This is a genomic window from Virgibacillus necropolis (assembly GCF_002224365.1).
Lineage (GTDB): Bacteria > Bacillota > Bacilli > Bacillales > Amphibacillaceae > Virgibacillus_F > Virgibacillus_F necropolis.
The window spans coordinates 1,262,291-1,275,970 of record NZ_CP022437.1; the positions used below are offsets into that span (position 1 = coordinate 1,262,291).

The 13,680-nt window shown below is 37.2% G+C and carries 12 protein-coding genes; 9 read left to right on the forward strand and 3 right to left on the reverse strand.

Features of this window, described 5'->3' with window-relative positions; genetic code table 11:
- The first annotated feature begins 68 nt into the window (after positions 1-68).
- The 6 genes from CFK40_RS05800 (at position 69) to CFK40_RS05825 (ending at position 7,322) form a co-directional block, all read left to right on the forward strand.
- Positions 69-1,298 (forward strand): NAD(P)/FAD-dependent oxidoreductase, encoded by a 1,230-nt coding sequence (locus tag CFK40_RS05800; protein WP_089531409.1) that lies wholly within the window; start codon positions 69-71, stop codon positions 1,296-1,298.
- Positions 1,299-2,336, forward strand: coding sequence for a proline racemase family protein (locus CFK40_RS05805; protein WP_089531410.1), 1,038 nt, complete (start codon positions 1,299-1,301; stop codon positions 2,334-2,336).
- Positions 2,337-3,257, forward strand: coding sequence for a proline racemase family protein (locus CFK40_RS05810; protein ID WP_089531411.1), 921 nt, complete (start codon positions 2,337-2,339; stop codon positions 3,255-3,257).
- A 59-nt stretch (positions 3,258-3,316) separates the two neighbouring features.
- Complete coding sequence (gene nhaC / locus CFK40_RS05815) at positions 3,317-4,726, forward strand: Na+/H+ antiporter NhaC (protein ID WP_089531412.1); 1,410 nt, start codon at positions 3,317-3,319, stop codon at positions 4,724-4,726.
- Positions 4,727-4,930: 204 nt separating this feature from the next.
- Entirely contained in the window at positions 4,931-5,824 is an 894-nt protein-coding gene (gene dapA / locus CFK40_RS05820; RefSeq protein ID WP_089531413.1) for a 4-hydroxy-tetrahydrodipicolinate synthase, read from the forward strand.
- Positions 5,825-5,837: 13 nt separating this feature from the next.
- Positions 5,838-7,322: an aldehyde dehydrogenase family protein gene (locus tag CFK40_RS05825; protein WP_089531414.1), complete on the forward strand. Its 1,485-nt coding sequence runs from the start codon at positions 5,838-5,840 to the stop codon at positions 7,320-7,322.
- A 166-nt stretch (positions 7,323-7,488) separates the two neighbouring features.
- Here CFK40_RS05825 and CFK40_RS05830 read toward each other — a convergent pair whose 3' ends face one another.
- From CFK40_RS05830 to CFK40_RS05840, 3 genes are read right to left on the reverse strand one after another with little or no spacing between them, the layout of a single operon-like run.
- On the reverse strand, positions 7,489-8,841 hold the full coding sequence (locus CFK40_RS05830; protein WP_089531415.1) for a tripartite tricarboxylate transporter permease: 1,353 nt from the start codon (positions 8,839-8,841) through the stop codon (positions 7,489-7,491).
- On the reverse strand, positions 8,841-9,113 hold the full coding sequence (locus tag CFK40_RS05835; protein WP_089531416.1) for a Bax inhibitor 1 family protein: 273 nt from the start codon (positions 9,111-9,113) through the stop codon (positions 8,841-8,843). Before CFK40_RS05835 ends, CFK40_RS05830 begins: the two co-directional genes overlap by 1 nt.
- A 2-nt stretch (positions 9,114-9,115) precedes the next feature.
- A complete protein-coding gene (locus tag CFK40_RS05840) occupies positions 9,116-10,369 on the reverse strand; it encodes a hydroxymethylglutaryl-CoA reductase, degradative (protein ID WP_089531417.1) in 1,254 nt (417 codons plus the stop codon).
- A 381-nt stretch (positions 10,370-10,750) separates the two neighbouring features.
- Between CFK40_RS05840 and CFK40_RS05845 the strand changes: the two genes are divergently transcribed.
- Genes CFK40_RS05845 through CFK40_RS05855 form a run of 3 tightly spaced genes read left to right on the forward strand, consistent with a single transcriptional unit; the run spans position 10,751 to position 13,617 of the window.
- Entirely contained in the window at positions 10,751-12,805 is a 2,055-nt protein-coding gene (locus CFK40_RS05845) for a BglG family transcription antiterminator (RefSeq protein WP_089531418.1), read from the forward strand.
- A gap of 39 nt (positions 12,806-12,844) precedes the next feature.
- Entirely contained in the window at positions 12,845-13,330 is a 486-nt protein-coding gene (locus CFK40_RS05850) for a PTS sugar transporter subunit IIA (protein WP_089531419.1), read from the forward strand.
- Positions 13,331-13,332: 2 nt separating this feature from the next.
- Complete coding sequence (locus tag CFK40_RS05855) at positions 13,333-13,617, forward strand: PTS sugar transporter subunit IIB (RefSeq protein WP_089531420.1); 285 nt, start codon at positions 13,333-13,335, stop codon at positions 13,615-13,617.
- Positions 13,618-13,680 lie beyond the last annotated feature (63 nt).

Sequence of the window (13,680 nt, forward strand, 5' to 3'; positions counted from 1 at the left end):
AAATTAATTTTACACAATTTGTTCGCAGATGCAATCTATACTTAGAATAACGTTAAATTTGTTTTGGCATGGAAATTGCAACTATTAATTATGTACGGGAAGAGAGGGGGGATTTTGTGAAAGACGCATTACACCGAGATATTGTTGTTATTGGTGGGGGTATCATCGGTGCTGCAATTGCTTATTATAGTTCCAAAGCCGGGTTGGATATTACTGTACTCGAAAAGAACGAGTTAGCTAGTGGTACTTCGTCCAAATGTGATGGGAATATTTTGGCTATTGATAAAGATCCAGGTTTTGATAGTCTGATGTCATTAAAAAGTCAACAACTTGTTCATGAGTTAAGTAAAGAGCTTGAATTATCGTTTGAATATCGAAATCCAGGTAGTATCTTAGTTTGTGAAAATGACACTGAAATGGAAGCCGCCCAAAAATGGGTGCAACAGCAACAAGAAGCAGGACTTGACTTTAAAATGTTAGATCGCCAGGACTTACGTAATGAATCCGACTATTTTGCGGAAGATCTCTTTGGAGGATTGGAATGTAAAACAGATTCTACAGTAAATCCATATATGTTAACGTATTCCATGTTCTACAGTGCCAAACAATTTGGTTCAAAAATCCATACCAATACGGAGGTGAAAAATCTTTATAAAAATCAGGCAAACCAATTTGTAATAGAAACCAATAACGGAACCTTTACAGCTAATAAAGTTGTAAATGCATGTGGTGTATGGTCTCCCGTTATTGGAGAAATGTTAGACGTTAACATTCCAATAAAACCGAGAAAAGGCCAACTAATTGTTGCATCGAGACAACAGCCTGTTGGATTAAGAAAAGTAATGGAATTTGGCTACCTTATTTCAAAGTTTGGTGGGGAACGAAATGTAGACCCCTTGACTGAAAAATATGGTGTTGCTTTAGTATTTGAACCTACTGAAAGTCAAAACTTCCTGATTGGTAGTAGTAGAGAATTCGGCGGATTTGATACTAAGGTGAACCATGAAGTTACCAAGTATATCGCAAAAAGAGCCTTACGTTTTTACCCTGAAATGGCTGATATGACGGTTATTCGAACATACGCAGGGTTGCGTCCTTGGACAGAAGATCATTTGCCAATCATCTCGTATATTGACGAAGTTCCGGGTTTCTATGTAGCCGCAGGACATGAAGGAGATGGTATAAGCTTAGCTGCTGTTACTGGGAAGGTGGTTGAAGAAATGATCTCTGGTAAAGAAACGTGTATTCCAATTGAACCACTTCGCTATGATCGTTTTAAAGAGAGGGTGATCAGTTAAATGAAATTCCAACGACTATTTTCCACGATTGATACGCATACGGGGGGGAATCCGACTAGAACAGTAATAAGTGGTCTTCCTCCTTTAAAAGGAAACACCATGTCTGAAAAAATGCTCTATATGCAAGAACAGTATGATTGGATACGAAAGTTTTTAATGAATGAACCAAGAGGCCACGATGTAATGTCTGGAGCGTTACTTGTTGACCCTTGTCATCCAGATGCGGATGTGGGTGTAATCTATATTGAGACTGGTGGATACTTACCAATGTGTGGCCACGATACAATCGGCTTCTGCACCGCTCTTGTTGAAGCAGGGCTAATTGAAGTAGCTGAGCCGTATACCAATGTGAAAATAGACACTCCAGCGGGTTTGATAGAAGTTAGGATAAAAGTCATTAACGGGCAAGCAGAGGAAATTACTTTTGCTAACGTACCTTCATTTTTACTGAAATCTATCGTAATTGACGTAGAAGAAATTGGTAGAGTGGAGTGTGACATTGCCTATGGTGGTAATTTCTATGGAATTATTGATGCTCGAAAACTTGGATTAGAATTGAGTACGGACAATGCTTCGAACATAATTGATCAAGCTATTACAATTCGTAATGCAATTAATGAAACGGAAGATGTTGTCCATCCGAAACATCCATTTATTAATGGGCTGACACATATTGAGTTTTATACAGATCCTGTTCATCCAGATGCAGATGTTAAAAATACAGTTGTTGTTCCTCCAGGTGGGATTGATCGTTCACCGTGCGGAACTGGAACTTCGGCAAAACTAGCTACTATGTATAGTAAAAATGAAATTGGAATCGATGAATTATTTGTTCATGAAAGTATCGTTGGTTCCATGTTTAAAGCTAGAGTCATAGAAACAACAAAAGTAAATCACTATGATGCAGTAATTTCAGAGGTTACTGGCTCTGCTTGGATTATGGGAATGCATCGTTTTTTCTATAATGAAAAAGATCCGTTAAGGGAAGGGTTTTTGCTTATCCCACCCATGCAAAACCACTTAAAAGAAGGTGTTTAAATGCATTTCGAAAAAATGTTTACGACGATTGATACGCATGTTGCGGGTGAAGCATTTAGGATTGTTGTTCAATCAACGATAAATCTGAGTGAACAAGAGATTAAATTGAATCATGATCTATTGCAGGGCAAATTTCAGTATGAGAAAGAGTTTTTATTAAACGAACCAAGAGGTCACCGAGGTATGAATGGGTGTATCGTCATTCCCTCCAAAGTTGCGGATTATGGACTGTTGTTTTTTAATCACGACAGCAAAATTCAATTTAAATATGGTGGTTTGGTAGCGTCCATAACTGCAATGCTTGAGACAGGTAATTTATTTCCAAACGAAAGTGAACAATATAAGGTAGAAACAGTTAATGGAATCTATACAGTTAAGGCTAAATTCGATAAGCAAGAAGTTACTACCGTCTATTTTGAAAGTGATCGATGTCATGTTGTTGAGAAAACACCGGAATATTGTTTAGTTGAAGTAGATGGTTCCCGTAAATACTTAGTCTTTGAATTACCTGATTCGTTATCGGAAATTAATCTCGAACAATTATCCTCCATTAATAGATGGGGAAGAAAAGCTACAGAAAGAACCACAAAGAAAGATCGCTTATTTGATGGCATTATTATATCTGAACCCATTAATGTTGCAACTAATGAGGTCCGCTCGGTTACTTTTGAAAAAGATGGTACCATTTTACGGTCACCTGGGATAGACAGTACGCTGGCAATATTTACAGCTCGATTAATTAAATCCGATCAACATGTTCAGCTTACAAATCGAAGCATTTTTGACAGTTTGGTAGCTGCTAAGTTGATACCTGAAACAGACCATCGTTTTTCCATTGAAACACAAGGATTTACAACTGGGATGCATCAATTTATTTATGATCAAACAGATCCCTTGAAAAGTGGATTCTTATTAAAGTAATACGTCCAATGAAAACGCTTTATAGGACAATAGTTCGATTTAAAAGGGGAGAGTGAGTGATGAGTACAGATAAGAGATTACCAACAATGGGAGAAGTATTATTTGTATTAATTAGTTTTGTGCTAATAATGTTCTTGTTTGTCGTGCAATTTGGTATTCCCATTCAATTAGCATTATTAACTACTTGGTTTATGATCATGTTAGTAGGACTCAAAATTGGTTACAACTATGCAGAAATGCAAAAAGGAATTTTGAAAGGAATCACTGATGGCCTGGAAGCTGTTTTGATATTGATTTGTGTTGGAGCATTGATTGGTACGTGGATAGCGGGGGGAATAGTTCCGACTATCATATACTATGGATTGTCCATTATAAATCCAAACATATTTTTATTAGCTGCTTTCGTTATTTGTGCAATCACTTCGATTGCAACAGGAACTTCTTTCGGATCTGCTGGTACTGCAGGTATTGCGATGATGGGAATTGGCATTAGTTTCGGCTTTCCGGTTGCACTAGTTGCGGGAGCTGTTATTTCCGGTTGTTATGTTGGTGACAAACTTTCACCTTTGTCAGATACAACTGTAATGACTGCTTCCTTATCAAAAGTTAATTTAATTGATCATATCAAATCAATGCTGTATGTCAGTACGCCAGCTTTTATAATTGCAGGAACGTTATTTTTAATAACAGGTTTCTTTTTCCATGACAGCAGTGGAAGTCTAACTCAAGCAGAGGAGACGATGACTTCATTAAGTGACTTTTTTAATATCGGATGGCATATGTTAATCCCAGCCGTTGTAGTAATTGTTTTACTTGCACTGAAAAAGCCTTCCATACCAGTTATTTTGTTTGGTGCGTTATTAGGTTCAATATGGGCCTTTTTATTTCAGGATGTAGCCTTACTAGATGCTGTTAATAGTTTATATTCTGGTAATTCAATAGAATCAGGAGTTGCGTTCATTGATAATCTATTGAACCGCGGAGGAATTGTTTTCATGCTTGATGTAATCGTGTTAATACTATTTGCTCTTGGTGTGGGCGGTCTAATGGAGAAAATAGGCATTTTAAGGGTGATTTGTGTCAAAATGCTGGCGTGGGCTAATAATGCTGGAAAAACTACTTTAACTACATTACTTTCAGGGTTCTTTGGTAACTTTTTTGGAGGAGCAGCTTACGTTTCCATTATAACAGCTAGTAAAATTACCGAAGAAAACTATGATCGCTTAAACATTGATCGTCGAGTGCTTTCTAGAAATACAGAAGCCGGCGGCACAGTAACCACGCCGATGGTACCATGGTCTGATGGTGGTGTCTTTATGGCCGCAACACTAGGAGTCTCCACAATGGCATATTTACCATTTTTATGGTTCAACTTTTTAGTTGTAGCAATATCTATCCTATACGGATTTACCAATACATTTATTTGGTATACAAAGCCAGGTGGTAAAGATGAAGAAAAGGCTAGCTAACTTAAAGAGGTTGTTCAAAAAGTCATCAAATGATAAACGGCGAATTTCTTCGTTGCGAAGTTTTTCCGGTCCTCACGTATTAAAAGCATACGTTCCGGTCCTCAAAATCTTCGCGCCTTGAACTTCTTGTTTCTAATTTGTCGACTTTTTGAACATGCACTTAAAATGAAAAAATAATAATGATAATTCAAGGAGGATAATAAAATGAAACAATTAGAAGGAGCTTTTCCGGTACTTATTACACCTATGAACGAAAATGGCGAAATTAATTGGGATGGATTAAAACAGAATATCGAACATTTTATCAATGAAAATGTTGCAGGGATTGTCGTTAATGGCAGTACAGGTGAATTTGTAAGTTTGACAAAGGAAGAACGTTATAAGGTGACCGAGGTAGCGGTTGAGCAGGTAAATGGTAGAATCCCTCTTGTTGTTGGTACTGCTGCTGAAACGACAGAAGATGCGATTACATTTACCAAACAAGCAGAAGATGCTGGAGCTGACGCCGCCTTGTTGATTAACTCGTATTACGCACATCCAAAAGACGAAGAAATTTACGAGCATTTTAAAGCAGCAGCGGAATCTGTAACGTTTCCAGTAATGATATATAACAATCCATTTACCTCAGGTGTAGATATTGGAACAAAGACGATTTTACAAGTTGCAAAGGATGTTGAGAATATTACACATATTAAAGAATCAAGTGGGGATATCACAAAGGTTCGTGATATTTCAAGACAAGGGAAAGGATATGTAAAAACATTTTGTGGTTCAGATGATATAGCACTTGAGTCGTTTTTAGTAGGTGCAACCGGCTGGATTTCTGTAGCGGGTAATGTGGCGCCAAAACTTGTTACAGATCTATACAACAGTGTAAAAGAAAACGATAGTGAAAAAGCTTGGGAGCTATATGATAGGATTCTTCCGCTTTGTAACTTTATCGAAGGATCAGGTAAGTTTGTGCAAATTGTGAAACGAGTAATGGATATACAAGGTTTGGCAGGGGGGCCGTCACGAAAACCTAGACTTCCATTAACAAAAGAAGAAGATACACAGCTACAGGGGATTTTAAATAACCTGTTTGCTCTAGAAAATTAAGGAGGTAATGCTGATGATTACATCACAAATCGAGTTAAAACCAAAAGTAAATGCTTTTTTAGACGGGAATAAAGAATTGTATATAAATGGTGAATTTGTACCTTCAGTTAACGGTGAGAAATTCGAAGTCTATAACCCTGCTACAGAGGAAATTCTTGCTGAGGTTAGTTCGGCCCATGAAGAAGATATCGATAAAGCAGTCAAAGCAGCAAGAAACGCGTTTGAAGAAGGAGAATGGCCTAAGCTAAGTACAGCAGAACGTTCGCATCTTATTTATAAACTAGCTGATCTAATTGACCAAAATAGAGAAGAGCTTGCGCAACTAGAAGCCTTAGATAATGGAAAACCATATTCCGTTGCCTTGGAGGATGATATTGATGGTACTGCAGAACACTTTCGTTATTATGCAGGTTGGGCTACAAAAGTACTTGGGCAAACGGTACCGATTTCTCCAGATTACTTAAATTATACGGTACATGAACCTGTTGGTGTAGTTGGCCAAATTATTCCTTGGAACTTCCCTTTGTCCATGGCATCCTGGAAGCTTGGAGCGGCACTTGCTACTGGTTGTACAATCGTATTGAAACCAGCAGAGCAAACACCTCTTTCTTTGCTTTATGCAGCAAAGCTATTTAAGGAAGCAGGTTTTCCTGATGGGGTTGTTAACTTTGTCCCAGGATTTGGAGATACGGCTGGTGCAGCAATCGTTGATCATGATGACATTGATAAACTAGCTTTTACTGGTTCGACAGCGGTAGGTAAGTCTATTATGCGAAAAGCAGCTGATAGTGTGAAGCATGTAACCCTTGAACTTGGAGGGAAATCACCTAATATTATTCTAGAAGATGCTGACATTGAGAAAGCTATCGAGGGCGCATTTGATGGAATTATGTATAACCATGGTCAAAATTGCAGTGCGGGTTCGCGTGTTTATGTTCACCGCAAACATTATGACCGAGTGGTGGATGAATTGGCTAAACGTGCAAAAGAAGTGAAACTAGGAAATGGAATGAATCCGGATACTGACATGGGACCACTTGTATCAAAGAAACAGTTTGATAGAGTTTATGGATATATTGAAAAAGGAATTGAAGAAGGTGCAAAACTAGTAGCAGGGGGAGAAAGACCATTTGATAAAGGGTATTTTATTACCCCAACTGTGTTTGCTGATGTAGAAGATAATATGACTATTGCCCGTGAAGAAATATTTGGCCCAGTTGTTACTGTATTTCCGTTTGACGCAACAGAAGAAGTTATTAGACGGGCGAATGATAGTTTGTACGGCTTAGCCGCAGCAGTCTGGACGGAAAATATAAAAACGGGTCATAAAGTAGCGCATCGTTTGAAAGCTGGAACCGTGTGGATTAATGATTATAACTTGGAAAATCCTGCAGCAGCATTTGGTGGTTATAAACAATCAGGGATCGGACGTGAGATGGGGAGCTACGCATTAGACAATTATACAGAAGTGAAAAGTATATGGGTGAATTTACAGTAAAATAGGAATGGCAGCCCTTTATGGGGGCAGCTGAGCTATTTTGCCAAAGTTAATTAAATGCTTTTTTGAGCTTAGAATTCTACTAAAAACTTTGTTCTTTTAGAAAAGGAATCGGATTAATTTCCGATTCCTTTTTCTGGTTTTTGGAGTGTCTGGCAAGGTCGAACTAAAAAATACTTACCATAATCCATGGTGCAGCATACAGGGTCATAAACTGTACGCCATAGTTAATCCCCCAGCGGTGAAGGATTCCTGCCACTAGGCTAACAAGAAAGACGCCAGCAACGTTAATCCATCCTGCATCCATATAAGCAAGCATCAGTACTAGGCCAAAAAAGAGTCCCAACATTGCTTCATGTGGTATCCATTTAAAAACGAATGCACATATTTGCTGAGAATATTTAATCGTAATAAAAAATGTTATTCCAAGTGCTACCACTGCACCGATGATTGTTGCCCAAACAAAATCTGACATTGAAAGTAAATGGTGCATGTTGTGTTCTAATGTGTAAACGGGCGGTGCGTTGAATAAAGCATTTGCTGGGCCAATTGCCATTGGTGATAAAGGGATTCCTAAAGCAATTAACGGTATTAATGTACCTGAAATATAAGCGGCATTTGTTAAGGCGTCCATACTAGAAATAGCGCGACATGCTTTTTTAATCGGATCCTTTATTCTACTTGATAAAGTTTCACCAAGGAAGATGGTCATTCCAACAGGACTCATAAAGAAAGTGATAGAACCTAGTAATGATGCAAAAGCACTTGTTCCAACTTCTTTTCCATCAAGTATTTTAAAAGGATTCGGAAACCCTTTTATATTTGTCGATTTATTAATCGTAATTGCCTTTTTACCAAAACGTTCCATATTGTCTCGTTTATCCTTATTTTGTAATTCAAATAACGTTAATATGACAGGACCAATTGTAATACCTAGAAAGAATGATACAAATACAGTTTTATCATCTGGAATTGCGTCAATTCCCCAATAGAGGTGGCGAAGTGCTTGAATTAATATAGCAAAAGGAAGAATGGATGCTAAAGCTAACCATTTATTTTTACACATTAAGGCTAGGAATATCGCACCTATAAAAAAGATCGGTTCCGCGTATTTTATAATAACATCAGCTAAAGGTACCAATATACTTGCAAGGATTAGACTAACCGGAACAGAGACTAATGTTCCAATTACAGAACCGGATGCCATCTTTCGTATGCTAAGATCTGGTACTCCAAGTTTTTTTAGCGTAATGCCATGTTCTACCATCGGGGCAGCCATTACACCACCAGGAATACCTGCAACAGCAACAGGTATGGAATCTGTTAATTTTTTAGCAACGATTGCAGATATGAAAAAGGATAGGATGACAATTGCGGGCAATCCAGTTAAAACTAATACAAGAGTTACAGGAGCTAAAACTGCAGTCTCATCTGTGCCAGGTGCAACACCAATTAGCGTGTAGACAACCGCGCCTATAACGGATCCTAGAATCATTTCAAGAATTAAAACGACATCCATTACTCATCCTCCTCTTCAATATAATGAAATGTTCTCTTTGGCTTGATGATAATGCTGCAAGTAACGAAACCGATAATTGCTCCAACAAGTCCAAAAAATAATGGTTTTGGTGGTTCATTTGGCGCTAGTAGATAACCCCCCAATGTGGTTACGGTACAAATAACCAATGACAGGACCAAATCTTTAATATTCACGACATCTTCCCAAACTGCAACATTCGTTTTTGAATCCGTTTGTTCATCGATAGAATTGTGTCCCTCTTGAACACTCATGACTAGTTCCTCCCTCCCTGATTTAATAGCTCAATTGCTCTATCAATCCTGACATTATCTTCCTCGATGAGTTGCTTTGCTATTTTGTCTATGTTTGTCCCTTTTGCTCCAGCCATATGTGCAATGTTTTTTGCATGAAGTTTCATATGTCCTTTTTGTACTCCATCCGTTGCTAATGCTTTAAGGGCAGTTAAGTTTTGTGCTAAACCTACTGAGGCTATAATCTGGACAAGGTCATTAGCGGTTTTAATATTCATCATATTTAAATTGCTTTTAGCCTTAGGATGAATGGATGTAGCTCCACCAATAATTCCTACGACCAGTGGTAATTCCAATGTACCTACTAAATCACCTTCCTGATTTTTTTCCCAAGTAGTAAGTGACGTATACTGTCCTGACCTTGCAGCATAAGCGTGCGCACCAGCTTCAACTGCTCGTGTATCGTTACCGGTTGCCAATACGACCGCGCTGATTCCATTCATGATACCTTTATTATGTGTTGCTGCACGGTAAGGATCTACAGTTGCAAAACGGTATGCACTAATAACCCCGTCAATTGTTTCATCGGATAAAACCTCTTTTTTTATAGTGCAACGAGCTCTAGCAAGACGTTTGTCCGCAAGGTTTGATATAATCCTAAGATATGCTTTTCCGCCTGTTGTATCTTCCAGGATAGGAGCAATTTTTTCGGCCATTGAGTTAACAGCATTAGCTCCCATTGCATCCAATGTATTAACAAGTAGATGAACGACTATCATACTCATATCCTCGAACACTCTGACCTCAATACTTTCAGGTCCACCACCAAGGTTTACTAGTGTTGGATCCTGTATAGCGGCCGCTTCTAAAATTTCCTGCTCGTGTTCATGAATCTTCATTTTTGCTCCAAACACATCTTTAATTCCGGTTAATTGAATTTGAGAGAAAAGTCTGGATCCAGTGGTGGTAACTGTAAAACCGCCTGTTGGTCGGGTGAGCTTAGCCCCGTTGCTAGCCGCAGCTATAACGGAAGATTCTTCTATTGCCATGGGAATAAAAATATCTTTGTTATTAACAATAAAATTCGTTGCTATACCAAGCGGAATTTCCATGACACCAATTGAATTTTCGATTAATAAATTAGCAATTTCCTGACCCAATGAACCAAAGTCGTTGTATAAATTTGCTTCTTCCTCTGATAAACTCGTCTCATTTTTCACCTTGGATAAACGTTCTCGTTGCGACTGATGATAGAACTTCGTAGTTTTAGAATTCATAAGATACCTCCTAGTTTATTAGGTTTAGACATATTATCTGAGCTTGGACATTTTTAACCTCTTAAAAACTATAATATTATTTAAAATAGAAATTTATGAAAGGGGAACGGTATTTCATTAATTTGCATATATCGAAAATACTGTTTTATTAAAGAAAAATGTCCATCATTTTGAGCGTGAAAATGGATTTAATAGCCACCATTTATCGTAATGGTAATAACGTATATGAATAAAACGAACTGTATTAGACAAAATGTATTTAAATTGGATTTTTAATGTAAATCACAATGTTGTACATCAACTGTTCATTAGTTTGCGATGAAAACGCATTCATCGTGCGGTTATGTGGTGTTACAATAACTAGTGAAGGAGCGATTACGAGTGTCACTTAATGATCGAAGTAAAAAAATCTTGGATGAACTAGTTAGTAATCCGAGCATTACAAGTACGGCTTTGGAAAAAAAGTATAATGTAACTCGTAGACAGCTTGGTTATAGTTTCAATAAGATAAATGATTGGCTCATGAGCAAGAACCTTCCAGTAATAGAAAGAACAAGACAAGGTCATTTTATCATTAATCAATCCGTTTTCACTCGCCTTAACGGTGAAGAAAAAAGTGTTCCCGTTGATACAAGTCTTCTTTCTGAGAATCAACGTGTCCATCTGATTATCATGATGTTATTAAGTTATAAAGAGGAGCTATCACTTAGTCATTTTACAATCGAATTGGATGTTAGTAAAAATACTGTTCTTAGTGATTTGAAACAAGTACAGAATTATTTAAGTGATTATGATTTGATTATTCGATATTCGAGAAAGTCTGGATATTTAATAGAAGGTAAGGAGTTCCAAGTTAGAAAGTTACTTATTCATGTAACTTATCAATTGTTACAGATGAATAATGGTAAAAACAGAATAAAAGAATTGACAAGTATACAACGAGAAAATGTAAACGAATTTACTAAACGAATTGAAAAGGTTGAGAATAAATTAAATCTGAAGTTCACGGATGAAAAAATGGAAACGATGCCTTACGTTCTTATCTTACTTCTACGCAGGATAGAAAAAGGAAATGAAATAGATTCGTTTTCTATTGAATACGAGGAATTATCCGATACAAAAGAATATCTAGCAACTGAGGAAATTTTATATGACTTTAAGGAAATACCAGTCGCTGAGCGTTTATTTATTACATTGCATTTGTTGACCACAAATGTGTACTCATCAGAGTTTTTAATAGAAGAATCTATCCCAAACTTAGTTCCAGCAACCGATAATATGTTGCGTCTGTTTGAGAAAAGTGCGTGTATTTATTTGCAAGATCGTGAACTGTTAATGGACAAACTTCTGCAACATATTAAACCTGCCTATTATCGTATTAAATATCAGCTTACAGGAACAGTTACAATTCAAGATTCTTTAAGTAAAGAGTTCAAGGAATTACATCATTTAGTAAAAAGATCGATTGGACCGCTTGTAGATTTAATCGGAAATGAAATTCCTGAAAGTGAAACGACCTATATCACGATGCTAATCGGTGGATGGATGACCAGGCAGGGTGACAGCATCGACAAAAAGGTAAAGGCAATTGTCGTTTGTCCCCAAGGCGTATCGGTTTCCAAATTAATGTTTAACGAATTAAGGGAGTTATTTCCAGAGTTTATATTTCTAGATTCATTATCTGTCCGTGAGTTTCTGAGTTACAAATTAGAATACGATATCGTATTTTCCCCGACCTTCTTGGAAACGGAAAAAACGTTATTTATTTCGAGAGCATTTCTTGGACGTGAAGAAAAGTATCGCCTGCGAAAACAAGTGATGCTCGAGTTACATGGATATATTCCAAATGACATTAATGTTACTCATTTAATCGATATCATAAATAACTATGCAGTAATAGAAAATAAAAAGGCTTTAACAGAAGAACTGCACATGTACATTAATCGAGATGAAGCCTCGTCTGTAAAACAGGATGTTGACCTAAAGGATATTAATTTAGATGAATTAATTACACAACAGAATATAACAGTAAGAAGTTCTGTTAAAACCTGGGACGAAGCAATTCGGGTAAGTGCCCAGCCATTAGTTGAAAGCGGCAAAATTAATCCAGAATATGTGGAAGCAATGATTAATCAGTATGACAAGGATCCATATATCGTTATTGGGCCTAATATAGCAATCCCACATGCAGCTCCTGAAGAAGGTGTTAATGAAGTCGGCATGAGTTTGCTGCGATTGAAAGAAGGAATTAATTTTACAGCTGATTACAGCATTAATTTGGTAATTGTTATTGCCGCAGTAGACAAGCAACAGCATATCCATGCCTTAATGCAGCTAATGAAGCTTTCCGGTTCTGAGAAGGATCGAAATCGTATGATTAATGCTGATTCAATTAAGGAAATTCATAACATTATACAATCATATTCCATTGATTGAGTGAGCAACAACTAAGAAAAGGATAATGAGGTGTTGAAAATGAGCGAATTATTTTTTGATGAATCTATCATTCTATTGGATGTAGATGGACATACGAAAGAAGAAGTGTTAACAGCAATGGGTAACAACTTAGTTGAAAAAAATCTTGTGAAGGAAAGCTTTATTCCTGCAATTATTGCTAGAGAAGGTGAATTTGCAACAGGTCTACCAACAGCAGGAGTTTCTGTAGCAATTCCACATACAGATGTTGAACATGTAAAAAGAAAGACAATTAGTATAGCAGTCTTAGAGAATGCTGTTGATTTCGGTGTTATGGGCGATGATAGTGAAACGACACCTGTAAGAATCGTTTTTATGCTAGCGATGGATGAAGCACATTCGCAGCTGTCCTTATTGCAAAAATTGATGCAGGTGTTCCAAAACCCAGATACATTGAAGTACTTAGTAAGTGAAAAAGATAAAACTAGTATCAAAAATTTATTAGAAGATAAATTAGACTTTGTTGCACTTGAAGGAGGTGAGTAAGAATGAAAAAGAAACAAGTATTGGTCGCATGTGGTGCAGGTATTGCAACATCAACGGTTGTAAATGGTGCTATTGAAGAAATGGCTAAAGAACATAACCTTAAATTAGATTTAGTTCAAATCAAGATTACGGAAGTAGGCGGTTATGTAGATACAGCTGATTTACTCGTAACTACTGCAATGACAAAGAAAGAATATCCATTCCCAGTAATTAACGCACGCTCATTCCTAACAGGTATTGGAACCGAAGATACGAAAAAACAAATCTTGGAAGAGCTTCAAAAATAAAAGGTTAATTAATCAGGATCTCGATTTCTGTTAGTACCAGAAATCGAGGTTTACTACTAAAAT

What these genes read in the sequence shown, in the direction of transcription:
- CFK40_RS05800 (WP_089531409.1), top strand. Translation starts at nt 69, where the DNA reads ATGGAAATTGCAACTATTAATTATGTACGGGAAGAGAGGGGGGATTTT.
- CFK40_RS05805 (WP_089531410.1), top strand. Translation starts at nt 1,299, where the DNA reads ATGAAATTCCAACGACTATTTTCCACGATTGATACGCATACGGGGGGG.
- CFK40_RS05810 (WP_089531411.1), top strand. Translation starts at nt 2,337, where the DNA reads ATGCATTTCGAAAAAATGTTTACGACGATTGATACGCATGTTGCGGGT.
- nhaC (WP_089531412.1), top strand. Translation starts at nt 3,317, where the DNA reads ATGAGTACAGATAAGAGATTACCAACAATGGGAGAAGTATTATTTGTA.
- dapA (WP_089531413.1), top strand. Translation starts at nt 4,931, where the DNA reads ATGAAACAATTAGAAGGAGCTTTTCCGGTACTTATTACACCTATGAAC.
- CFK40_RS05825 (WP_089531414.1), top strand. Translation starts at nt 5,838, where the DNA reads ATGATTACATCACAAATCGAGTTAAAACCAAAAGTAAATGCTTTTTTA.
- CFK40_RS05830 (WP_089531415.1), bottom strand. Translation starts at nt 8,841, where the DNA reads ATGGATGTCGTTTTAATTCTTGAAATGATTCTAGGATCCGTTATAGGC.
- CFK40_RS05835 (WP_089531416.1), bottom strand. Translation starts at nt 9,113, where the DNA reads ATGAGTGTTCAAGAGGGACACAATTCTATCGATGAACAAACGGATTCA.
- CFK40_RS05840 (WP_089531417.1), bottom strand. Translation starts at nt 10,369, where the DNA reads ATGAATTCTAAAACTACGAAGTTCTATCATCAGTCGCAACGAGAACGT.
- CFK40_RS05850 (WP_089531419.1), top strand. Translation starts at nt 12,845, where the DNA reads ATGAGCGAATTATTTTTTGATGAATCTATCATTCTATTGGATGTAGAT.
- CFK40_RS05855 (WP_089531420.1), top strand. Translation starts at nt 13,333, where the DNA reads ATGAAAAAGAAACAAGTATTGGTCGCATGTGGTGCAGGTATTGCAACA.